This window comes from Tenacibaculum adriaticum (assembly GCF_008124875.1).
GTDB lineage: Bacteria > Bacteroidota > Bacteroidia > Flavobacteriales > Flavobacteriaceae > Polaribacter > Polaribacter adriaticus.
Map to the genome: position 1 here is coordinate 1 of NZ_VNIA01000002.1, position 22,882 is coordinate 22,882.

Consider the following 22,882-nt stretch of genomic DNA (forward strand, 5'->3'; position numbering starts at 1 on the left):
AGTAACCAATGAAGCAGGCGGAAGTGTAGCTATAACTGTTTTTGACGATAACGGATGTAGTCAAACAGCAACTCAAGTTGTAGCACCATTTAATGCCATAACAGATGCTAGTGTAACAATAGATAAAGCAATTGACTGTGCAACAGGAGAAGATATTACTATTAATTTCACATCAGTATCAGCAATACCAAATGTTGAATACAGCGTAACAGGAATTAATGGTACAGTGTATCCAACAGTTACACAAACGGCACCAATGCCAAATCCTGAAGTATTTACAGGATTAGGTACAGGAGTTTACGAAATAGCAATCTTTAATCCAGATACAGGATGTACATTTACAATAGTACATCAAGTAGATACGCCACCAACATTTAATTTAGATGTAGATAAGACGAGTGATGTAGCATGTTTTGGAACTGCAACTGGTGAAATTTCTTTTGAATTTAGTTCAACAACCCCTTATGGTGGCTTATATAATTATGAGGTATTCCAATCAAGTGGAGTAACAACAGGGATTACAAATACAGGAGTAAGTGGATTAAGTACTGTAGGGAATTTACTAGAAGGAGAGTATTATGTAGTAGTAACGATGACAGGTAGTCCATTTTGTCCAGTACAATCTACGAATGTTACAATTAATGGACCTACGACAGGATTGGCAATGTCTTATGAAACTACATTAATTAGTTGTATTACTAGTAATAGTGGAGAAGTAAACATTAATGCAACCGGAGGATGGGGATCATATACTTATCAGTTGATAAATACAACAACGGGTGTAACAATTCAATCTTTTGATACGAATAAGATTATTAAAGATTTGGAGGCAGGAGATTATGAAATAACAGTACAAGATACAAATGGTTGCCAAGTAACAGATACGTTTACTTTAGAAGATCCAACACCAATTGTAGCAACTTTATTTGAAGCAGCTTCTAATCAATGTGAAGGAGATGAATCAGCAACTATTCAAGTGAATTCAATTTCAGGAGGACAGGGAAATCCAGCTAATTATACGTTTACATTAACGTATCCTAGTGGAAATACTTCTGCACGTCAATTATCAAATGAATTTACAGGGTTAGGTTCAGGAAATTATGTAGTTACAGTATATGATGAATATAGCTGTAGTCAACAGTTTCCAGTAACTATTAGTGATCCTACAGAAGTAATTGCTTCGGCTGTTGCAAATGGTATTATTACTTGTAATAATACAACTGTAGACGTGGTAGTTTCTGGTACAGGAGGAACAGGAGCATACACATATAGTAATAATGGAACAGTATTCGGAGTATCTGATACATTTCCAATGGCTGCTGGTCAGCATAATTTTTATGTAAGAGATGCTAATGGCTGTACCTCTGAACCATATATTATTACTATAGCAGAATTAGTACCATTAACAGTTACTCTAAATACTTCAGGAGGATTTATAACTTGTAATGATGAAGCAAATGCAGTTCTTTCTGCTACAGTAACAGGCGGTTTAGGTAATAATATTTATGAATTACTAGATGGAACAGGGTCTGTAGTAGCTGGTCCACAAGCTTCTAATAATACATTTACAAATATAGGCCCAGGTATATATAGTATTAGAGTAACAAGTCAAGATTGTATTGCTGTTACAGGAACTTATGAAATTACTAATCCAGAAGAGCTAGTAGCTACAGGAACTCCAACAGCTGTAAGTTGTAATGGAGGAAGTAATGGTAGTATTGCTGTAAATGCTGAAGGAGGAACAGGAACTTATGTATATGAAATTAGTTCTGAACCTGGTAGATTTCAGTCACAAAATGTATTTAACAACCTACCTGCAGGAATTTATGATGTGACAGTTCAAGATGATAGAGGTTGTTACGATATTATTCAGGTTGAAGTTATAGAACCGGAATTATTAACAGTTGATTTGGTTGGAACCGTTAATCAACAACTTTGTATTGGAGATACAGCTCCTTCATTTGAAGTTGTAATTTCTGGGGGTACAGGACCTTATAGAGTAAGTTTAAATGGTGAGCCTTTTGTAGATTTACCAATAGGTGCTAATACACATACTTTTAATAATTTAATAGGAGGTGTAACATATGTAGTATTGGTTAGAGACAGTAATGATTGTGCTCCTATAGAACCAATTGTTGTAACACCAAATGCCCCTATAGATTTCCAATTTGCAGTTGAAAGAATATATGATTGTTCTGGAAGTGCTACTATAACTGCAACTGTTGCTGAACAATACATAAATGAGGTAATATATACTTTGTCAGGACCAGAAAATACATCTAATGATACAGGAATATTTAATGTTAATTTACCTGGATTATATACTGTAGAAGTTGAACATGTTAGAACTGATGGGGCTCAAAGCTGTATAGAGATTAGTGAAGAAATTGAAGTAGCTATAATTAACCCGCTAGTATTTACTATTGATGCTTCTGAAAAGAATAAATTTATAGTTAACGCATCTGGAGGTTTACCTCCATATGAGTATAGTTTTGATGGGGGTGAGACATTCTCATACAGCAATGAATCGTTAATTACTCAAACACGTGATTATGAAATTGTAGTTAGAGATGCTAGATCTACAGATGACAATGAAGGTTGTCCTGTTTCACAAATTGTAGAGGGAGTTTATATTACAATCGAAATTCCAAACTTCTTTACACCAGATGGTGACGGTACTAACGATTATTGGTATCCAATAAACGTAGAAGATTATCATGATGTAACTATTTATATTTTTGATAGATATGGAAGACAATTAGAAATATTTACAGGAAGTCACCAAGGTTGGGATGGAATTTACCAGGGAAGACCATTACCATCTGGAGACTACTGGTATACAATTAACTTTAAAGAGTTATCAGGAGAAGCTAGGAAGTTTATGGGACACTTTACATTATATAGATAAAAGAAAGAATGATGAAAAGATTTTTAATGCTACTATTTTTATTCATTAGTATAAAAGTGTCAGCTCAAGAGGTAGATCTACCATTATATGTAAATCATATGGCCGATAATCCATTTATGATATCACCTTCATACGCAGGTATTGGTTCTGGTTTACAAATTAGATTAAATGGTGTAAGCCAATGGTTAGGAATTAAAAATGCACCTAATACACAATCGTTAACTGTAGAAGCTCGTTTAGCAGATCGTTTTGGTGGTGGTTTAACTATTTTTAATGATAAAAATGGTCAAACTTCTCAACAAGGAGCAAAACTATCTTTGGCAAGTCACTTAACATTAAGTGATTTACATGATAGCTTCTTATCCTTCGGACTAAGTTATAGTTTTATTCAATTTGGTATTGATACAGAAAATAATAATACTTCGGAAGTGTTACCTGATAGAAATATTAGTTCTTCTAATTTTGATATTAGTATGTTATATCGTTTCGAACGTTTTGCAATTAGTGCAAATGTGATAAATATTTTAGGTAAAGACATTGAGGATTTTGAGCTAGGAGAACCAGAAGTATTAAGAAAATATACTGTTTATTCTTTATATACTTTTAAATTGAATAGAATTACAGAATTAGAACCATCAATATTTGTTGAATATTTTGAGGCAAGTGCGCGTTCAAGAACCGATTTAAATGTTAAATTACGCAAAGGAATTGATGAAGGCTATATATGGGGAGGTTTAAGTTATACGTTCTTAAATGATCAATTTGGTACACCGAATGCTGTGGCTCCAATGGTAGGATTAAAGAAAAATAATTTTTATGTATCTTATGGATTTAGTGTCACGCCCAACCGAACAATAGATTACCAATCGGGTACACACATGATTACTTTAGGGTTAGATTATGATAGACGACCAAGTTTAGCACGTTGTACACAAAAAATGATGATTTTTTAAATGATAAAAGAATAATATTAAAATCCTCAAGAAATCAATCTTGAGGATTTTTCTTTTACTTTTGTGCTGATGGAAAGTAATAATACAAACTCTATAAATCTTAATAAGTTTATCAGTAGCACAGGAATGTGTTCTCGTAGAGAAGCTGAAAAACTAATTCTACAAGGGAGAGTAACGCTTAACAATCGTCCAACAGAGCTTGGGAATCGAGTTTTTGATGGAGATATCGTAAAAGTAGATGGTAGATTATTAAAACCAAAGCCAAAAACATTATATATAGCTTTGAATAAACCAATCGGAATTGTTTGTACTACAGATAGTAAAGAACGAAAAAATATTGTAAAATTTGTTGGTTACCCAGAGCGGTTATTTCCTATTGGTCGATTAGATAAACCTTCGGAGGGACTTATTTTTTTAACAAATGATGGAGATATTGTCAATAAAATTTTACGTGCCGGAAATAATCACGAAAAGGAATATATCGTTACAGTAGATAAATCGATTACAGATACTTTTATAAACAAAATGAGTAACGGAATTCCGATTTTAGGAACAGTAACTCAGAAATGTAAAGTAGAGAAAGTAGCAGATAAAGTTTTTAAAATTGTTTTAACACAAGGGTTAAATAGGCAAATTCGTAGAATGTGTGAATATTTAGATTATGAAGTAACTAAATTAGTACGCACCAGAATTATGAATATTGAACTAGGACAGATGCAACCTGGAGATTGGCGAGAATTAACATCAGAAGAAATGGAGAAAATCAATAAAATGATTGCTACATCATCTAAAACAGAAGAAGCTTCTACTGTTATTCAGAAACCAAAAAAACAAGTATCAAAGAAAAAAGAAGGTCCAGTAAAAAACGACTTTAATAAAAAAAGCGCTTCATTTAGAAAAAAATCATCTTCATCAAAAAAGAATATTAGTTCATTTGGTAGAAAGAAAAAGAGATTTTAAATCTTAAGAACCTTTTAAGTTTACGCATTCGAGCAAATGTGTATCTTTGCCAACTATGCAATTTGACTTAAAACTTACCGATCCGAAAAGTAAAGCCAGAGCTGGTGAAATTACCACTGATCATGGTACAATAGAAACTCCAATTTTTATGCCTGTAGGTACAGTTGCATCCGTAAAAGGAGTTCATCAATCAGAATTAAAAGAAGAGATAAATCCTGATATTATTTTAGGAAACACTTATCATTTATACTTACGTCCGCAAACTTCTATTTTAGAACAAGCAGGAGGTTTACATAAGTTTATGAATTGGGATAGGAATATTTTAACTGACAGTGGTGGTTATCAAGTATATTCTCTTTCTGCAAATCGAAAAATTAAAGAAGAAGGGGTAAAGTTTAAGAGTCATATAGATGGTTCTACACATTTTTTTACACCCGAAAACGTAATGGAAATTCAACGTTCTATAGGGGCAGATATTATTATGGCTTTTGATGAATGTACACCATATCCTTGCGATTATAACTATGCTAAAAACTCGATGCATATGACACATCGTTGGTTAAAACGTTGTGTAGCACATTTAGAAAAAACACCATTTAAATACGATTATAGCCAAACATTATTTCCTATTGTACAAGGAAGTACGTACAAAGATCTTCGTAAACAATCTGCCGAATTTATAGCATCTGTAGGAGCAGAAGGGAATGCTATTGGTGGACTTTCTGTAGGGGAACCTGCGGAAGAAATGTACGCAATGACCGATGTAGTTTGCAGTATTTTACCAGAAGACAAACCTCGTTACTTAATGGGAGTAGGTACACCCATAAATATTTTAGAAAATATTGCATTAGGAGTAGATATGTTCGATTGTGTAATGCCTACACGTAATGCTCGAAACGGAATGTTATTTACAGCTCATGGTACCATCAATATCAAAAATAAAAAGTGGGAAAATGATTTTTCGCCAATTGATGAAATGGGAATTACCTATGTAGATACTATGTATTCTAAAGCATATCTACGTCATTTATTTGCGGCAAAAGAGATGCTAGGAAAACAAATAGCATCTATACACAACTTAGGGTTTTATCTTTGGTTAACTCGTGAAGCTAGAAAACATATTTTAGCAGGAGATTTTTCCGAATGGAAAGATAAAATAGTCAAACAAATGGACAAACGTTTGTAATTTGAAAATACTAGATTGGTACATATTAAAAAGATATCTAACAACCTTTTTGTTTACGTTGTTAATTTTAATACCAATAGCGGTAGCTATTGATATTGCAGAAAAAATTGATAAATTTTTAAGAAATGATACGCTTACATTTTTTGAAATAGTTAACGATTATTATAAGAATTTTATCATTTATTACGCGAATACTTTTATGCCATTGGCATTGTTTCTTGCAGTAATCATTTTTACCTCCCGCTTGGCAAATAATACAGAAGTTGTTGCTATAAACAGTTCTCAAATATCATTTACACGTTTTTTATATCCGTATTTTTTAGGAGCAACTTTAGTGACTATTATCGCATTATTAATGAATCATTATGTAGTACCAAATAGTAGTAAAACACGTAAAAAATTTGAAAAAACCTATTTAACTAAACAACGTTATGAAGATACTTCAGTACGTAATTTTAGTTTGCAGTTAAATGATAGTACGTATATTTTTATCCAAAGCTTTGACTTAAAAAGAAATCAAGGTTATAACTTTTCTATAGAAACTTATAGAGGTTTAGAATTAAAAAATAAACTTACTGCCGATAATATACACTGGAAAGAAAAAGACAGCACGTTTAGGTTATTAAATTGGAAAGAACGCAAGATCTTTAAAGACAGAGATAGTTTGTTTATGGGAAATAACATAGACACTACTTTTGCTTTTACACCCAAAGATTTTAATTATAAATCGGCATTAGCTCAAGAAATGCCTTCTGGAGAATTATCTGAATTTATTGATGTTTCTAAAAAAAGAGGGGTTAAAAATTTAAATGCTTATACAGTAGAGTTATATAAAAGAACAAGTTTGCCATTAGCATCCTATATATTAACTTTAATAGCTGTTGCTTTGGCACATAGAAAACGTAGAGGAGGAATGGGCGTAAATTTAGCTTTAGGTATTGCTGTAATGTTTATATATGTGTTCTTTTTAAAAGTGGGAGAAGTAATGGGGGCTGTTGCAGGTGCAAATTCTTTATTAAACGTTTGGATGCCAAATATAGTTTTTGGTTGTTATGCTATTTATCTCTACATCAATGCAAGAAAGTAAACTCAAAAATTACCTATTATTACACCTTATTGTTTTTATCTGGGGGTTTACAGCAATTTTAGGTGCATTGATCTCTATTGATGCAATACCGTTAGTATGGTATCGAATGTTATTAGCTGTTATCTTCATCGGAATCTATTTTTTACTGACTAAAAAATCTTTCAAAATAGAAAGAAAAGCAATTTTAAAATTTGCAGTAACAGGTGTCGTTATAGCAGTACATTGGATCACTTTTTTTAAAGCGATAAAAGTATCTAATGTATCTGTAGCTTTAGTAACGATGAGTACGGGCGCTTTTTTTGCGTCTTTAATAGAACCTCTTTTTTTTAAGCGAAGAATAAAAAGTATTGAGATTTTATTAGGCTTATTAGTTATTGTAGGCTTGTATATTATTTTCAATTTTGAAAGTCAATACTTCATGGGGATTGTATATGCACTCATTTCAGCATTTTTATCTGCACTCTTTGCAGTTTTGAATGGATTGTATGTTAAAAAATATGATGCTAACGTTATATCTTTATATCAACTCTTTTTTGGGGTTGTGGCTGTCACCTTATTTTTAGGGTTTACAGGAAGTTTTACAACAACTTTTTTTCAATTAAAATTCACAGACTGGTTATACTTAATTATACTGAGTAGTATTTGTACAGCTTATGCTTTTATTGTTTCTGTTAAGGTGATGAAATTCTTAACACCTTACACTGTGATGCTTACAATAAATTTAGAACCCATTTACGCTATTGTTTTAGCGCTCATTATTTTTGGAGAAAAAGAACAGATGAAACCCGAGTTTTACTATGGTGCTTTTATCGTGTTATTTGTGGTTTTATTGAACGGTCTTCTCAAAAATTCTTCAACAATTAAAAAGAAATTACAACGATAAATTTAGTATGTTTGTTCTTACAAACAACTATAGATTTTATAAATCAAAGGATACAAAATGGAATATTTAGATTTTGAAATGCCAATTAAAGACTTACAGGAGCAATTGGCAAAATGCTATGATATTGGAAAAGAAAGCGATATTGATGTTGCAGAAACCTGCGGTAAAATTGAAAAAAAATTAGAGAAAGCCAGAACAGATATTTATAAAAACCTAACACCTTGGCAACGCGTTCAGTTGTCACGTCATCCTAATCGCCCGTACACGTTAGATTATATTCGTGCAATTTGTGGCGATACGTTTATGGAATTACACGGAGATAGAAGTGTAAAAGACGACAAAGCAATGATTGGTGGTTTAGGTAAAATAGGAGATCAATCTTTTATGTTTATAGGTCAGCAAAAAGGCTATAATACTAAAACGCGTCAGTATCGTAATTTTGGTATGGCGAATCCAGAAGGATACCGTAAAGCCTTGCGTTTAATGAAAATGGCAGAGAAGTTTGGGATTCCGGTAGTAACGTTGCTAGATACTCCAGGAGCTTATCCAGGTTTAGAAGCAGAAGAGCGTGGACAAGGAGAAGCTATAGCACGGAACATTTTTGAAATGACACGTTTGAAAACGCCAATTATTACGATAGTTATTGGTGAAGGAGCTTCAGGAGGAGCCGTTGGTATTGGAGTAGGAGATAGAGTATATATGATGGAAAATACATGGTATACCGTTATATCACCAGAATCATGTTCATCTATTTTATGGCGTAGTTGGGAGTATAAAGAACAAGCTGCTGAGGCCTTAAAATTAACGGGAGCCGATATGAAAAAACTCAAGTTAATTGATGGTATTATCAAAGAACCAGCAGGAGGAGCACACACCGATAGAGAAGGCGCTTTTAAGGCAGTACAAAATCAAATTGTAAAAGCTTTCGGTGAATTAAAAGACCTTACTCATGTTGATTTAATTGCTCAACGTATGGATAAATACGCTAATATGGGTGTTTATAAAGAATAAAAATTTATATTATATAAATATGAAAACTCGCCAACTGGCGAGTTTTTGTTTTAATTATTCAACTAATTTACTGATTTTTGATATTTTAGTCGCTTAGTTTTAACTATATCCCAAATATAAACCATGAATGTTTTAAATAATTATAGACTATACACAACAAAATTACTATTCATTTTTATCTGTTTTTTTGCAGTTAAGTTATATGCTACTGATTCTTTAATAAAGAGCAATCCAACAAAAGGATTGTTTACTATCCAATTTTCCTGGAATAGTGATTCTTATGCACGTAACGTTTCTGTACAAGTAGAGTATAAAAAGAAAGGATTTTTAAAAAAGAAAAAAACTAGTGGAGAAACTGCTTTTCACGCTATTAAAAACCAATTTATAACATTAGAACTTTCGGAAGGAGAATATGAATTGTTATCGGTACGACTAACAGGTGGAAAAATAGGGTACGGTAAATTTTTAAGAATTCCTTTAGAAGGAACATTTAATATCAAGAAAGAACAAGTAACCAATGGTGGAATGATTTATTTAATTAGAGAAAATGAAAGTTCTAACAAGGTTATGGCATTACCTATCAATAATACTGAAGATGTTAAACGTTATGTAAGACAATATAAATCAGAATATGCGAATCAAATAGCTTCAATGCAATCAGCTTGGAAATTTTTATCTAATGACAAGGTTGATAAATTAGTAACGTCTTTTGCTGAATTATTAGTATCACGGCATAATGCTAAGCCTAACACCAAGGTCACTCATTTATATGCAACTTTGGGAATGGTTATAAAAATGAAAAAGGATAAAAATGGAAAAGTAATTAATTATAAACTAATTAATACACCTACTTATCAGCAAATAAAAAAAATGACCTTGAAAAAAGACAATACCATAATTTGTACTTTAGAGAATGGTAGTTTTCTTTATGGAACAGAAGAAGGGTTAGAATATATGCCATTACCTAGTGGGTTAGAAAGTGCACCTGAATTGCAATCTTTAAAAGGGAATAAATTTCTGTTAGCTGATAACAGCTTCAATATTTTTTGGGCAGACAGCTCTTTTAAGTGGAAAAGTCAATTAGAGTTTAGAAAAGAACAAAAAGCTCCTGGATTCTTTTCATTATCCGCAATTCCTTATTATCCAAAAATATATAACGGGAAGAAGCATTTATATATTTATTCATCTAATAGTGAAAAATATAAAATCCTACTCCAATCGGAATATGATAACATACATTTTACTTCGGTGCCATTGGCTAAAAAGGTTAAAAAAATCACTAAAGTAACAGAAACTCCAACCCACCTTATTATTGGCCCACATTTAAAATTAAATGCTACAGCAAAACGACCAGGTTATCTTTATGTGAAAAAACATGATAGTGAGGAATGGAATGTTAGAGATTTACCTAGAGGAGATTGTAAACGTTTTTTTCCAGGAAAGGATGAAAATATATGGTATACAGAATGTTCAAAAAATAATTGGTTAGAGAGTAAAGATTATGGTGTTAGTTGGTCAAAATGGAAAGCACCTAAAAAAGAAAAATAATAAATAAACAAAAGCAACCATTTTGGTTGCTTTTTTTGTTAAGGTATATTCAAAAATTTATGCGTTTGTAGTGAAATTTTCCACTTAGGGTTTTTCATCACATAGTCGATAATAAGTGGAGTCATTTTTTCTTTTTTACTCCACTCAGGTTGTAAATAAAGTTTACAATCCTTTCCAACTTTAGCTGCTTGTTCTTCTGCAAACTGAAAATCATTGTTGTTGTAAATAATCATTTTCAATTCGTCTGCTTCTTCATAACAACGTTCTGTAGGTAATTTGGTTTTCTTAGGCGATAAACAAAACCAATTCCAAACACCAGAAAAATTATACGCTCCTGAGGTTTCGATATGGGTTTTAATCCCTTTTTCTTGCAGTTGCTGAGTAATATAATCTAAACTCCACATTAAAGGTTCACCACCTGTAATAACTACGGTTTCAGCATATTTTTTTGCGTTTTCTACAATTAAATCAGTAGTTGTTGGTGGATGCAAATCTGCATTCCAACTTTCTTTTACATCACACCAATGGCACCCCACATCGCAACCACCAATACGTATAAAATACGCAGCGGTTCCTGTATGTGCACCTTCACCTTGTATGGTATAAAATTCTTCCATTAACGGAAGCATTTTTCCTTGATCTATTAACGCTTGTACTTCTTTTTTCAACATAAGTGTGCAAAGATAGTCAACATTCGATTTTAATTAATGTTTTTTGCTATTTTTACGTGATTTTATCAATAAAGTTCAAAAACAATATGAGTAAAAAGGAAGAATTTTTTAGTTACATAAACGAAGGCTACCAATGTAAAGGTGATTTTATAACCTTAGGGGCAGGTATGTTAGGTGAAGAAACCGTGACGAATGCTTTGGTAAACATACCTTTAAAAACGTTAAATCGTCACGGGTTAATAGCAGGGGCTACGGGTACAGGTAAGACGAAAACGTTACAAGTATTGGCAGAGAACATGTCTGAAAAAGGAATTCCAGTATTGTTAATGGATGTAAAAGGCGATTTGAGTGGATTAGCACAACCAAGTCCTGGACATGCTAAAATTAATGAGCGTCACGAAAAAATAGGGATTCCGTTTAATGCCACAAAGTTTCCAATAGAAATTTTATCAATATCTGAACAAGATGGTGTGCGTTTGCGTGCAACCGTTTCTGAATTTGGACCAGTTTTATTATCAAGAATTTTAGATTTAACCGAAACACAAACAGGAATTGTAGCGATTATTTTTAAGTATTGCGATGATAACCAATTCCCGTTGTTAGATTTAAAAGATTTCAAAAAAATGTTGCAGTTTATTACTGCGGAAGGAAAGGAAGAGTTGGCTACAGAATACGGTCGTATTTCTACGGCAAGTACTGGAGCAATTTTACGTAAGGTTATTGAGATAGAACAACAAGGTGGAGATTTATTTTTTGGAGAAAAATCGTTTGAAGTAGATGATTTAACACGTGTTGATGAAAATGGACGAGGCGTAATTTCGGTATTACGTTTAACAGATATTCAAGATAAGCCGAAGTTGTTTTCAACTTTTATGCTACAATTATTAGCAGAAGTGTATGAAACGTTCCCAGAACAAGGAGATAGTGGACGACCAGAATTAATTATTTTTATAGATGAAGCCCATTTGGTGTTTGAAGAAGCGTCAAAAGCTTTGTTAAATCAAATAGAGAGTATTGTAAAGTTAATTCGTTCTAAAGGAATCGGATTGTATTTTGTAACACAAAATCCAGATGATGTACCTCAAGATGTATTGGCGCAATTAGGGATGAAGGTACAACATGCTTTACGAGCATTTACTGCAAAAGATAGAAAAGCAATTAAATTAGCTTCAGAAAATTACCCTGATTCAGAATATTACGATACCAAAGAAGTATTAACACAATTAGGAATTGGAGAAGCTCTAGTTACGGTGTTAAACGAAAAAGGAATTCCGACACCTTTAGCAAGAACGATGCTACGTGCACCAATGAGTAGAATGGATGTTCTTACGGATAAAGAAATTCAGGAGGTTTTAAGCAATTCAAAACTTATTCCGAAGTATAATAAAGAAGTTGATCGTGAGAGCGCATATGAAATGCTAACTGAAAAGATAGAAAAGATCAATAAAGAAAAAACAGAGGAAGACGAAAGAGAAGAGAGAGAAAAAATGAGAAGAAGAACTACAACAAGAAGTAGAAGTACACGTCAAAATCCGATAGTTAAAGTATTAACCAGTGCAACTTTTATTAGAAGTGTATTTGGTATTTTAAAGAAAGTAATGTAAACTAAACTTAAAAAAAGAACGTTAAATAAGAAATTAAAATAAATGAAAAACTTAATTAAACCCCTACTATTTGTATTTGTTGCTGTTTTATTTGTTCAATGTGGTAACGGAAGATATAACATAGCAAAAGGAAAAGTAGGAAAACTAACTACCAAGACAACAGTTAAAGAATTAGAGCAAATTTTTGCAAAAGATTCGATCGTTAAAATTTTAAGTGAAGGAGCTAAAGGCGATAATTACTTTCAAGATGATGATGAGTATTTAATCTATGAAAAAGGAGGGAAGCACTTGTTAACTGTTGTTCCAAAAGAGCAATTAGACGAAACTTCTACCTTAAAAAGTATTCAAATTTTTGATGAGCGTTATAAAACCGAAAGCGGATTAAATATTAATTCAACATTTGGTCAAATTAATGCTAATAATAAAATAAGCAAAGTAGAAAGTTCATTTTCATCTGCAACGTTGTTTATTGATGATTTAAACACTACAATTACCATAGATAAAGAAGAACTCGGTTTAAAAGAGTTTAATATGCAAAAAGTAAGTTTAGAGCAAATACCTGATTTAGCAAAGGTAAAGTCGTTTATCGTTTGGTTTAACTAATAAAAATCCCGCTTAATTGCGGGATTTTATCATTTTATGAATAGTTAGGTTAATTTGGGCGTTTCCTTATCGGGTAGTTTTTTTCACTATATCTTTTTGGAATTTTAAAGAAATTCTAAAAAGGATGACGTTACAATCGCTAACGTAAAAACAAATAATATGAGTAAAAAATATGTAATCCAATCAGCTCCTTTTATTGTGCCAACTACTGATGGTAAATTAATTGAAGAGCATTTTGGAAATGCTACGGATAAAAATTCACAAATAAGTATTGCACATATGGTAGCTCCTGCGGGGTGGAGTGAACCATTTCAAACACCAGAGTTTGAGGAGTACACTTACATCATAAAAGGTAAAAAACAGTTTATTATTGATGGAGATACTGTTGTTTTAGAAGCAGGACAATCCATTAAAATAGAAAAAAATACACGAGTTCAATATTCAAATCCTTTTGATGTTGAATGCGAATATTTAGCTATTTGTTTGCCTGCTTTTTCTATGGATTTGGTGAATAGGGAAAAATTAAAATAAGACTAGTAATTTCAATAGTCTTATTTTAATTATAGTTTGAAACTTATTCCAAACCATAAATCTCCAATAAATTTTTTCTTAGTTTTTATAGCAGATGGAGGTGATTTATATATTAGATCTTCATCTAAAGAGTCGGAGAGAGTATTTCTATATGCCCATCCATACCCTACGTTTGCATACAAACCATTAATTAGTTTTTCTAGAGAATAAGATCCCCCTAATACAAGATGTGGTGTAGATTCTATCGATATTCCTGCTCCAAAATTTAAATATAATTTATCTTCTAATTGAATGTTGGCTAATACCAGGTAAATATTTTTCCTTTTTCTCTCTTAAAATTTGATACTGAACACTATCAATAGATTTTATATAAAAATCAGGAGTAATATTTTTAGAAAGCATTATACCAGAAGTAAATCTGATTTTACGAGCGTTTTTGATTTTTATTGTTTTTGAATTAGAAATTTCATTAATATTATTAAAAAAACTTATAGATTTTTCTTTTGGAGTTAAATTTATTTCTATAAATGTCTCTTCTCCTTTTGCTTTAAAGGATTTTATTTTTAAGTTACAATTTTTATCAGTTTTTTCTAAGTATTTCTGTACGTTTTACTTTAAATGGTCTAAATAATTTAATAATTTAATAAAATTTGGATCAAGATTCTCATTAGAACTAAAGTAAAGATTTGTTAGCTTTTCATCTCCAATTAAATTAATTTTTTCTTGAACTTCATTACATGAGAATGATTGACTTCTTAGATAATTATATAATAATAAATGTTTTTTTAGAGTATTATTAAATAATATACTATCTTGATTTTTATCAAATGAAGGAGCATTTTTTTTTAAGTTTGATATATCTCCATAACTAACTCCAAAAATCCTAGAGGGAATACTTTGTAAAAAAGGAATAAGTTTTTTACTATTATCAGAGCTGGATATTTTTAAGCTTATACTATAAAGAAAAGGATTGAAATTTTTAATTAAAATATTTCCTTCTTCATCAAGTTTCATTTCTTCAATTTTATCAATAAATTCTCCACTTTTAGCATCAAAAATTATGTCTTGAGCAGATAGAGTTATTGAAATTAATAAAGTAATAGTAAAATTTAATATTCTCATAACTTTAGAGTTTTGAATTAATTATTACTCCAAAATTATGGTTTAAATAGGTTTGTTTTTATCCTTATATATAGGTAATTTTTCAGAAATTATATTTTTTATCAATAGCATATTTCATAAGTTCGTTAACACCATTGAGATTAAGTTTTCTGATCATATTTTTTCTGTGGGTGTCAACTGTAGTTTTTGCGATGAATAATTCTTCAGAAATTTGCTTTGATGTTTTTCCTTTAGCAATTAGTTGAAGAATTTCTTTTTCTCGATTAGATAAGACCACTTTTTCTGATTTCCCCACAGTTACATTTTCATCCACATAGCTATTCATAAAATTGAAAGCTACGTTAGGATCAAAAAAAGTTTCTCCATTAGCAACACTAATTATGGCTTTTGAGAGCATTTTTACTCCAGAATTTTTAAGAATATAACCCGTTGCACCTGCATCTAACATTTGCTTGATTGCATTTGGCTGGTCAAACATTGTCATGGCTAAAACTTTTATTTCAGGGTGTTTTTGTTTAATAATTTTGGTAGCTTCAATACCATCCATTTTAGGCATTCTAATATCAGTAATTACCAATTTTGGTTGTTTTAAAGAAACTAGTTTCACTAATTCTTCACCATTATTTACTGTTCCAATAATGTTAATCTCATCATCATATTCAAAGAAAGATTTAATTCCATCAATTAACATTTGATGATCTTCTGCCATAGCAATTGTTATCATAAATTTCAAAATTAAATTAGTTTAAAACTATTAAAAATAAAGGAAGAACTTTTACCTACTTGTAGTGATTTATGTGAGTGGTATATTGAAAATTATAGATGTGCCTTTTCCTAATGTTGAGTCTATGTCAAAATCGCCTTTGAGGTGTTTAACTCTTGTTTTAATTGAACCTAAGCCCATTCCATTATTATAATTAATTTTATTAATATCGAAACCTTTACCATTATCTTCAATAATAACATTAAGATTATTATCATATTGCGATAGATTAATAGAGACATTTGAAGCTTCGGCATGTTTTATAATATTGGTTATGAGTTCTTGAACAATTCTAAAAACAATAATTTCTATATTGTTTTCAAGTCGTTTGTTTAAGCCAAAATCTAAAACTTCAATACTAATTTTATTTGCTGATGAAATTTTATCACTCATCATTTTTATAGCAGATAACAAACCTTGGTTAGCAATAACACCCGCATTTTTGACATGTGCGATACTACGAACCTTTAAATAGGTTTCGTCGATTAATTTTTCAGTTTTCTCATACAATTCATCTTGATTGAAATGTTTCTTTTCTCTGTTAAGTTTTAAATTTTCAAAATGAAGTTTTAAAGTTGCTAAAACGCTACCTAAATTATCGTGTAAGTCTTCTGCTATACGTTTACGTTCTTTTTCTTGACCATTAACCATCGCATTAATGGTATTAATTTCTTGCTCTTTAATTAGAGATAGGTTTTTTTGAGTTTCTAATTCTGTTTCTTGTTCTGCAAGTTTTTGTTTTCGTTTTGAATTTTTTAAAGCTAATATTGCAATTATTCCCCCTAAAAGAATAAATAAAAAAGAACCAATTAATAAATTTCTATTTTGTTTTCTTTTGGTTTCGCTAACTAAATTTTCTTGTTTTAATTTTAAATTCTCTTTTTCTTTTTTTTCTGTTTGGTATTTGGTTTCAATTTCTTCAACTTTTTCAATTAACGATTGTTTCTTTAAAGAATCGTTTAGTTGATTGAACTTATTTAGATAATTATAAGCTTGCCTATAATTTCCTTGGTTTTTATAATTTTGAGACAAATCATTTAATAATTTTATTTCTAATTCAGCGAAATTATCTTGTCTAATATTTTTTAAAGCTGAAAGTAATTCTTTGTTTTCTTCCAAGTAATTGCTTTTTCTTTTAGCAATAATTGATAAGTCTCTATGTATATAGGCTAGAGTTCTTTTAGAAGTGTTTTGATTTATAGCTTTTTTGTTGTAATAGGAAGCAGAATCTATATTATTAAAATGATTTAAATATATAGAACCAATGTTTTGCAGTACTGAGTTACGATTTTTTTTTCTAAGTTTATATTTTAAGGATTTTTTAAAATAAATTAATGATGTTTCAGGCTTTTCTTCATTGTCATAGTAAACACCTAAATTATTTAGTGCAGCCCCAATTTTATATGAATCCCCACTTTTTTTAGAACTTTCTAAATACTTTTCTAAATAAAATAACTGTTTTTCTTTATTAGAAGTTAATCTATGAATTGCGGCAAGTCCTGAATAGATATTTATTCTATTTTTTAAGTGTTTTGGATTATCTTCTTGGTAATACTCTAGAGATTTTGTGAAGTAAATCGCTGAAGAGTCTAATTTATTTATGGCTTTAAAATAATATCCTTTATTTAGGTAAAAATCACTTAAGTTATCTGTATTTAATTCATTAGAATATCGTTTTATTTTATTTAAAGTGAGTTTACAACTATCAAAACTTTTTTTGAGATAATAACAATAATATAGGTTTTTATCTATCACCAAGTATTTATTGTTAGAATCAAATTCATTTTCAGAAAGTTTATTTAATAAAGATAAAGCTGAAGATACTTCTCTGTTCTTGATTAATTTTCCTATAGAATCTTTAATTTTTATTTCCTGTATTTCTTCTTGAGAAAAAAGAAATACAGGAAATAAAAGAAGAAATAAGTTAATTTTTTTTCTTAACATTTAAATTATAAGAGTTATAGCTATTTTGGAAAATCATCTATTGGATCTGTTGAACCTCCAGTTCCATTGCTTTTAGAGACAAGAGAAGTATCCCTTTGTTTAAAACCTTCTTTTGACAATGGGTTTTCTATATGTACAGCATAATAACATTTAACGACATTAGTTAAAAATAAATGAAATTTCTCAACATTTTCTGTATCAAATATAACCTCCGTAACACAGTAAGTCGAATAATCTATATCAGAGTAATTCAAATAAAGTAAAAAATGAAAACTACCATTGAGAATTACACCTTGTAGACTATCAACTTTAACCCCATTAAAAGAGGTGAAAGTTATGACTAAGTAAAACTTATTAGAAACTTCGGTATATTTTACTAGTTTTATACTAGGTGAAAAAAGTAGACCATGTGCTAATAGTGAACCTCTATTAACATTTCCATAGGAAAAATCATGATTTCCTTCTTCTATTCTACCTCTAAAGTTACTAGAATCAGGGACTGTTAAGTTTAAGTTGTAGTTTCTTTGATTGAAATTTTTAATTTCCATTTTATATATATATTAAGGTTAGAGTTCCAAAGGTCTTAGAAAAGAGCTTAAAACAAAATACTTACAACTAGGTATTTTAAACTACCTAAATATATGTAAAAATTAATGTAAAGTAAAAACAGTCAATAAAATACCCAATAAAATAGCAGTAAACTTTTTAAAATTAAATTTGTGATTCTCTGAACTTTCAAAAAGTATAATGGTTGAAATGTGTAAGAAAACACCAATAATTAATGCATTTATTATAGATTGGTGATTGGATATCCAACCGATAGTATCTGCTAAAAAATAGCCTAATGGACTCATTAAACTAAACACAAATAAAAAACTAAACACAATAGTTTTTGAGTATTTTGCATGTAGTAAAAAAGAGGTTAAAACAATAGCAATAGGTATTTTATGTACCACTACTGCCCATAATAAATTATCGTTAGCCGAATGTATTGGTAAGCCTTCAGAAAAGGCATGTATACATAAACTTACAAACAATAACCAAGGGAATTTAGAACTTTCTGAATGTAAATGAATATGTCCGTGTTCTGCTCCCTTAGAAAAAGATTCTAAAACCGATTGTACTAAGATTCCAACTAAAATTAAAATACCTATTTGTTTAGGGCTTTGAGAGTGTGAATAAACCTCTGGTAACAAGTGTAAAATAGTAACCGATAATAAGTAAGCGCCACTAAAAGCTAATAATAATCTAACAAATGTTTTACCTGGTTTTAACCATAAAACCAGTAAAGAACCTATAAGTACAGATAGTATTAAAAATAAATAACTCATTATTTAGCAATTAAAATTAATCGGTTAGATTCTTCTTCCTTAAAAGGTTTTAAATGATAATCCCCAAAAACAGAAACAATTGTTAAACCTACTTTTTCAAAGTAAAATTTCATTTTTTCAATATCTATAAATTTCACTTTCTCTGTAAATGAATGCTGCTTTTCATCAGCAAAAAAAGAAATATGTTTTAGTATAAACCCATTTTTAATCTCTCGCTTAATATTGAACGTTATTCCGTCTATATTTTTTTCTTCTTCAGTAACTAAGGTGTTTTTAGTTTTGATAACATTCAAAAAGTCAAGCACTAAATAACCATTTTCTTTAAGTCCATTTTTCATGCCTTCTAGTACGGAAATATCGTCTTGATCATTATCAAAATAACCAAAGCTTGTAAACAAATTAAACACTGCGTTGTATTTGTTTTCTAAAGATTTTCTCATATCCCAAACTTCAAAGTCTAAACGATTGTTTTCAAATTGTTTCGCATAATCGATACTGTTTTTACTTAAATCGCCTCCAGTTACTTTGTAACCAAGAGAATTTAAATAAATTGCATGTCTTCCTTTACCACAAGGCAAATCTGCAATATGGGCTGTTTTAGGAAGTTGTAAATAAGAAGTAATGTTTTGCATAAAAAGTTGTGCATCAACATCATTTCTGTGTTTGTATAATATATGATAATACGAAGTGTCAAACCAAGAAGTAAACCAATCTTTTGTTCCCATAGATACTAATTGGACGCAAAAGTAAAGAAAACTTAACAGTTAAATAAACGATTCTTTTATTATTGAAATATCAATCATTTTAAATGTATTTTTGCACCATAAATTTACCCGATGGATAAAAATTTTAAAATGGTTGCGACGACAATCGCAGGTTTAGAAAGTGTTCTTGCTGAAGAATTAAGAAAACTTGGTGCTCAAGATGTAAAAGAAGGGATTCGAAGTGTATATTTTAGTGGAGATACAGGTTTTTTATACAAAGCAAATATTGCTTTACGTACGGCTATTCGTATTTTAAAACCAATTAAAAAGAGTAAAGTTTTTGATGAAGAAGATTTATATGAAGCAATACAACGAGTTAAATGGGAGCGTTTTGTTGATGTAGATGGCACTTTTGCAGTAGATGCGGTTGTACATTCTAATAACTTTACAACGAATTCTCATTACATCACTTTAAAATCTAAAGATGCCATTGCCGATTATTTTGTACATAAATATAAAAAGCGTCCGAATGTAGATTTAAAATATCCAGATGTTAAAGTACATATTCATATTCATAAAGAATGGTTAACCATTTCGTTAGATAGCTCTGGAGAGTCGTTGCATAAACGTGGATACAGAAGTGCTACGAACATTGCGCCTATAAATGAAGTTTTAGCTGCCGGATTGGTATTGTTGTCAGGTTATAGAGGAGAAGAAAACTTTATAGACCCTATGTGTGGTTCTGGTACTATTTTGATTGAAGCAGCAATGATTGCTAATAATATTCCTGCAAATATAAATCGTAAGCATTTTGCTTTTGAAAACTGGAAAGATTATGATGAAGATTTGTATTTTACAATTCAAGATTCTTTATTAAAGAAAATAAGCAGTTCGCATTTTAAAATTATGGGGTTTGATAAAGCTCCGTCGGCTATTGTAAAAGCAAAACAGAATATTATAAATGCGAATTTAGAAGAGTTTATTGGAGTACATCACGTGAACTTTTTCAATTCTAAAAAAGAAGTATTTGGTAAAACGACCATTTTATTCAACCCACCTTATGGTGAACGTTTGAATATTGATACAGAAGAGTTTTATAGAAAAATAGGGGATACTTTAAAAAATAATTATCCAGATTCTACAGCTTGGTTAATTACTTCGGATATACAAGCGTTAAAACATGTAGGTTTAAGAACTTCAAAAAGAATACCAATTAAGAATGCCGATTTAGATTGTCGTTTTGTAAAATATGAATTATACGAAGGAAGTAAAAAAGCAAGTAAGCAACGTGCTTTTAACGAAGAAGAATAAAAAAATCCGTTGTTAACTAACAGCGGATTTTTTGTTTTTAAAATTAAAGTATATATGTTTCACTATTGTTCTAGCTTCTATTAGTACTGGAATTGAAAATCAAAGACTTTCAATTTAGCACTTAGTTAAAGCATTTTATTAGCTATTGCTTATTCCATTCAAAGTCAGAAATAGTATATCCAATAAAGCAATCATCAGCACATCTTTTATCTCTATAACCACAACTTGTTATTATACCAGAATCAGATGTTGAAAAAGTAATTATCTTATTATTAGTAGTAACAATAAGATATTCTGAAGAACAATCATTATAATAATCTTCAATTAATTTTAATTCAGCACCATTTGTGTTTTCTCCTAAATTTGATTCATTTTCATCATAAGTTTCTATTAATATAAGATTAAAATCATCACTGTCTAAATCTGGTTTATATGACTCAAAACTTCTTGCTATAACTTTATCATTTTGTATTACTAGAGTTGTAGTTTGAGTATGGCCAAATACAGAACTACGTCTAATTTTATAAGTATAAGAATTTCCGTTTTCAATTTTTAGTTCATTCCATTTTTCAAGATTTTCATTGAATGATAATCCATTATTACTTTTTAATGTATTAAGAATTGATTCATTATCGTCATTATTATCACAGCTAATAATAAATAAATTTAATAAAATTAAGAATAGTGTTTTTGTTATGTTTTTCATTATATAAATTATTTATTTAGTAGATGCAGAGTGTTCAAAAAGGTTGCGTATTGTGTAGTTAATAATAAATAGCTAACTATACTGGTGAAAGAATATCCATCTGTTTTAATTGTGGATATTCACTCATAGCGAAGTTCATTAAAAATACGTTAAGAAACAAACGGAATTTCTAATAAAAAAACTCGTTACAATATTGTAACGAGTTTTAAATTATGATACTTGTTGAGTAAATACTATCTATTTTTCAATAAATATTTACTAAAACTCTTACCGTTTATATTGGTGTATTTAGAATCGATATCATAGGCTACTTCCATATTAGTAATATCAAATTCACCCGATACCTTTGTATACTTTATATTTAAGTCTTCTTCAAACTTAACGTTGTTAAAAGAAACTCCGTCACTAAATTTTGAGTATTTAAAAATAGCACTTTCTTTAAAAATAGAATTTTTAAAGCTTACAAAACGTTTAAATTCAGCATATTTAAAGGTTGCAGGCTCGTCAAAATGCGTGTTTTCAAAAGTGATATTTTTATCAAATTTAGCATATTTAAAAGTACTATCTTCTAAAAACTTAGTTCCAGAAAAATCGGCATTTCTCTCAAAATCTGAATATTTAAACATCGCTTTATGTTCAAAAGTACAATCTTTAAACACTACTTCATCTTCAAAGTTGGCAATAAATGTATATCCACTATCTTCATCGGGTATATATGCCAAAACATCGTCGTTAAATACACAATTGGTAAAAGAGACTTTATTGGTTATTTGTTTTTCAATAGTATTAGAACCTCCGTTGTTCCACCATTTTTTTCGTTTAGGTAATTTAGGCAATGCTTCGTTCATATACGTTAAATCTAAAACTCCACTAATGGTTGCATTACTAATTTGAATAGATTTCCCTGCCTTAATATCTCTTAAAATCTCTGATGCTTCTACCGTTTTTTGAGCAAAACTAATTGTAAAACTCAGTATAAAAGCAAATAAAGTAATCGTATTTTTCATGATAAGTTATTTAGGTTGTTTATAATAAGGACAAGGTATTTTTTGAAAT

General features: G+C 30.1%; 21 protein-coding genes. 12 read left to right on the forward strand and 9 right to left on the reverse strand.

The window, feature by feature from the left end; translation table 11 throughout:
* The 8 genes from C7447_RS05420 to C7447_RS05455 form a co-directional block, all read left to right on the forward strand.
* A partial coding sequence (locus tag C7447_RS05420; RefSeq protein ID WP_148869506.1) for a T9SS type B sorting domain-containing protein occupies positions 1-2,908 on the forward strand: 2,908 nt, incomplete at its 5' end.
* A gap of 11 nt (positions 2,909-2,919) precedes the next feature.
* Positions 2,920-3,861: a PorP/SprF family type IX secretion system membrane protein gene (locus C7447_RS05425; RefSeq protein ID WP_148869507.1), complete on the forward strand. Its 942-nt coding sequence runs from the start codon at positions 2,920-2,922 to the stop codon at positions 3,859-3,861.
* A gap of 69 nt (positions 3,862-3,930) precedes the next feature.
* On the forward strand, positions 3,931-4,821 hold the full coding sequence (rluF, locus tag C7447_RS05430; protein ID WP_148869508.1) for a 23S rRNA pseudouridine(2604) synthase RluF: 891 nt from the start codon (positions 3,931-3,933) through the stop codon (positions 4,819-4,821).
* 55 nt (positions 4,822-4,876) lie between these two features.
* Positions 4,877-6,007, forward strand: a complete 1,131-nt coding sequence (gene tgt / locus C7447_RS05435; protein ID WP_148869509.1) for a tRNA guanosine(34) transglycosylase Tgt — start codon at positions 4,877-4,879, stop codon at positions 6,005-6,007.
* 1 nt (position 6,008) lies between these two features.
* Positions 6,009-7,094 carry an LptF/LptG family permease gene (locus C7447_RS05440; RefSeq protein ID WP_148869510.1) on the forward strand — a complete coding sequence of 362 codons (1,086 nt, stop codon included), beginning with the start codon at positions 6,009-6,011 and terminating at the stop codon, positions 7,092-7,094.
* A complete protein-coding gene (locus tag C7447_RS05445; protein ID WP_148869511.1) occupies positions 7,081-7,977 on the forward strand; it encodes a DMT family transporter in 897 nt (298 codons plus the stop codon). Before C7447_RS05440 ends, C7447_RS05445 begins: the two co-directional genes overlap by 14 nt.
* A gap of 57 nt (positions 7,978-8,034) precedes the next feature.
* The gene (locus C7447_RS05450; protein ID WP_148869512.1) at positions 8,035-8,988 is read left to right on the forward strand and encodes an acetyl-CoA carboxylase carboxyltransferase subunit alpha; all 954 of its coding nucleotides are present in this window, start codon (positions 8,035-8,037) and stop codon (positions 8,986-8,988) included.
* Positions 8,989-9,111: 123 nt separating this feature from the next.
* Positions 9,112-10,536: a hypothetical protein gene (locus tag C7447_RS05455; RefSeq protein ID WP_148869513.1), complete on the forward strand. Its 1,425-nt coding sequence runs from the start codon at positions 9,112-9,114 to the stop codon at positions 10,534-10,536.
* Between the two features lie 38 nt (positions 10,537-10,574).
* On the opposite strand, the gene C7447_RS05460 is transcribed toward C7447_RS05455, so the two are convergent.
* Entirely contained in the window at positions 10,575-11,207 is a 633-nt protein-coding gene (locus C7447_RS05460) for a 7-carboxy-7-deazaguanine synthase QueE (protein ID WP_148869514.1), read from the reverse strand.
* Between the two features lie 86 nt (positions 11,208-11,293).
* On the opposite strand from C7447_RS05460, the gene C7447_RS05465 reads away from it, so the two are divergent.
* The 3 genes from C7447_RS05465 to C7447_RS05475 all read left to right on the forward strand — a co-directional run bounded on the left by C7447_RS05465 (position 11,294) and on the right by C7447_RS05475 (position 13,945).
* Positions 11,294-12,811, forward strand: coding sequence for a helicase HerA-like domain-containing protein (locus tag C7447_RS05465; protein WP_148869515.1), 1,518 nt, complete (start codon positions 11,294-11,296; stop codon positions 12,809-12,811).
* Between the two features lie 42 nt (positions 12,812-12,853).
* Complete coding sequence (locus tag C7447_RS05470) at positions 12,854-13,414, forward strand: hypothetical protein (protein ID WP_148869516.1); 561 nt, start codon at positions 12,854-12,856, stop codon at positions 13,412-13,414.
* Positions 13,415-13,573: 159 nt separating this feature from the next.
* Positions 13,574-13,945, forward strand: a complete 372-nt coding sequence (locus tag C7447_RS05475; RefSeq protein WP_148869517.1) for a cupin domain-containing protein — start codon at positions 13,574-13,576, stop codon at positions 13,943-13,945.
* Positions 13,946-14,554: 609 nt separating this feature from the next.
* Here C7447_RS05475 and C7447_RS05480 read toward each other — a convergent pair.
* From C7447_RS05480 to C7447_RS05505, 6 genes are all read right to left on the reverse strand, one after another.
* Entirely contained in the window at positions 14,555-15,067 is a 513-nt protein-coding gene (locus tag C7447_RS05480; RefSeq protein WP_148869518.1) for a hypothetical protein, read from the reverse strand.
* Between the two features lie 82 nt (positions 15,068-15,149).
* Positions 15,150-15,791 (reverse strand): response regulator, encoded by a 642-nt coding sequence (locus tag C7447_RS05485; protein WP_170245925.1) that lies wholly within the window; start codon positions 15,789-15,791, stop codon positions 15,150-15,152.
* A 69-nt stretch (positions 15,792-15,860) separates the two neighbouring features.
* Positions 15,861-17,774, reverse strand: coding sequence for a tetratricopeptide repeat-containing sensor histidine kinase (locus C7447_RS05490; RefSeq protein WP_148869519.1), 1,914 nt, complete (start codon positions 17,772-17,774; stop codon positions 15,861-15,863).
* A gap of 20 nt (positions 17,775-17,794) precedes the next feature.
* Positions 17,795-18,322 (reverse strand): hypothetical protein, encoded by a 528-nt coding sequence (locus C7447_RS05495; RefSeq protein ID WP_148869520.1) that lies wholly within the window; start codon positions 18,320-18,322, stop codon positions 17,795-17,797.
* Positions 18,323-18,424: 102 nt separating this feature from the next.
* Positions 18,425-19,105 (reverse strand): ZIP family metal transporter, encoded by a 681-nt coding sequence (locus C7447_RS05500; RefSeq protein ID WP_148869521.1) that lies wholly within the window; start codon positions 19,103-19,105, stop codon positions 18,425-18,427.
* Positions 19,105-19,830: an SAM-dependent methyltransferase gene (locus C7447_RS05505; RefSeq protein WP_148869522.1), complete on the reverse strand. Its 726-nt coding sequence runs from the start codon at positions 19,828-19,830 to the stop codon at positions 19,105-19,107. Before C7447_RS05505 ends, C7447_RS05500 begins: the two co-directional genes overlap by 1 nt.
* Positions 19,831-19,941: 111 nt before the next feature.
* Here C7447_RS05505 and C7447_RS05510 point away from each other — a divergent pair, with 111 nt between their 5' ends.
* On the forward strand, positions 19,942-21,120 hold the full coding sequence (locus tag C7447_RS05510) for a THUMP domain-containing class I SAM-dependent RNA methyltransferase (RefSeq protein WP_148869523.1): 1,179 nt from the start codon (positions 19,942-19,944) through the stop codon (positions 21,118-21,120).
* Positions 21,121-21,262: 142 nt separating this feature from the next.
* On the opposite strand, the gene C7447_RS05515 is transcribed toward C7447_RS05510, so the two are convergent.
* Together C7447_RS05515 and C7447_RS05520 are read right to left on the reverse strand one after the other, a co-directional pair.
* Positions 21,263-21,826: a hypothetical protein gene (locus C7447_RS05515; RefSeq protein ID WP_148869524.1), complete on the reverse strand. Its 564-nt coding sequence runs from the start codon at positions 21,824-21,826 to the stop codon at positions 21,263-21,265.
* A gap of 233 nt (positions 21,827-22,059) precedes the next feature.
* Positions 22,060-22,833 carry a pentapeptide repeat-containing protein gene (locus C7447_RS05520; RefSeq protein WP_148869525.1) on the reverse strand — a complete coding sequence of 258 codons (774 nt, stop codon included), beginning with the start codon at positions 22,831-22,833 and terminating at the stop codon, positions 22,060-22,062.
* Positions 22,834-22,882: the final 49 nt, after the last annotated feature.

What these genes read in the sequence shown, in the direction of transcription:
- C7447_RS05425 (WP_148869507.1), top strand. Translation starts at nt 2,920, where the DNA reads ATGAAAAGATTTTTAATGCTACTATTTTTATTCATTAGTATAAAAGTG.
- rluF (WP_148869508.1), top strand. Translation starts at nt 3,931, where the DNA reads ATGGAAAGTAATAATACAAACTCTATAAATCTTAATAAGTTTATCAGT.
- tgt (WP_148869509.1), top strand. Translation starts at nt 4,877, where the DNA reads ATGCAATTTGACTTAAAACTTACCGATCCGAAAAGTAAAGCCAGAGCT.
- C7447_RS05445 (WP_148869511.1), top strand. Translation starts at nt 7,081, where the DNA reads ATGCAAGAAAGTAAACTCAAAAATTACCTATTATTACACCTTATTGTT.
- C7447_RS05450 (WP_148869512.1), top strand. Translation starts at nt 8,035, where the DNA reads ATGGAATATTTAGATTTTGAAATGCCAATTAAAGACTTACAGGAGCAA.
- C7447_RS05455 (WP_148869513.1), top strand. Translation starts at nt 9,112, where the DNA reads ATGAATGTTTTAAATAATTATAGACTATACACAACAAAATTACTATTC.
- C7447_RS05460 (WP_148869514.1), bottom strand. Translation starts at nt 11,207, where the DNA reads ATGTTGAAAAAAGAAGTACAAGCGTTAATAGATCAAGGAAAAATGCTT.
- C7447_RS05465 (WP_148869515.1), top strand. Translation starts at nt 11,294, where the DNA reads ATGAGTAAAAAGGAAGAATTTTTTAGTTACATAAACGAAGGCTACCAA.
- C7447_RS05470 (WP_148869516.1), top strand. Translation starts at nt 12,854, where the DNA reads ATGAAAAACTTAATTAAACCCCTACTATTTGTATTTGTTGCTGTTTTA.
- C7447_RS05475 (WP_148869517.1), top strand. Translation starts at nt 13,574, where the DNA reads ATGAGTAAAAAATATGTAATCCAATCAGCTCCTTTTATTGTGCCAACT.
- C7447_RS05480 (WP_148869518.1), bottom strand. Translation starts at nt 15,067, where the DNA reads ATGAGAATATTAAATTTTACTATTACTTTATTAATTTCAATAACTCTA.
- C7447_RS05485 (WP_170245925.1), bottom strand. Translation starts at nt 15,791, where the DNA reads ATGATAACAATTGCTATGGCAGAAGATCATCAAATGTTAATTGATGGA.
- C7447_RS05490 (WP_148869519.1), bottom strand. Translation starts at nt 17,774, where the DNA reads ATGTTAAGAAAAAAAATTAACTTATTTCTTCTTTTATTTCCTGTATTT.
- C7447_RS05495 (WP_148869520.1), bottom strand. Translation starts at nt 18,322, where the DNA reads ATGGAAATTAAAAATTTCAATCAAAGAAACTACAACTTAAACTTAACA.
- C7447_RS05500 (WP_148869521.1), bottom strand. Translation starts at nt 19,105, where the DNA reads ATGAGTTATTTATTTTTAATACTATCTGTACTTATAGGTTCTTTACTG.
- C7447_RS05505 (WP_148869522.1), bottom strand. Translation starts at nt 19,830, where the DNA reads ATGGGAACAAAAGATTGGTTTACTTCTTGGTTTGACACTTCGTATTAT.
- C7447_RS05510 (WP_148869523.1), top strand. Translation starts at nt 19,942, where the DNA reads ATGGATAAAAATTTTAAAATGGTTGCGACGACAATCGCAGGTTTAGAA.
- C7447_RS05515 (WP_148869524.1), bottom strand. Translation starts at nt 21,826, where the DNA reads ATGAAAAACATAACAAAAACACTATTCTTAATTTTATTAAATTTATTT.
- C7447_RS05520 (WP_148869525.1), bottom strand. Translation starts at nt 22,833, where the DNA reads ATGAAAAATACGATTACTTTATTTGCTTTTATACTGAGTTTTACAATT.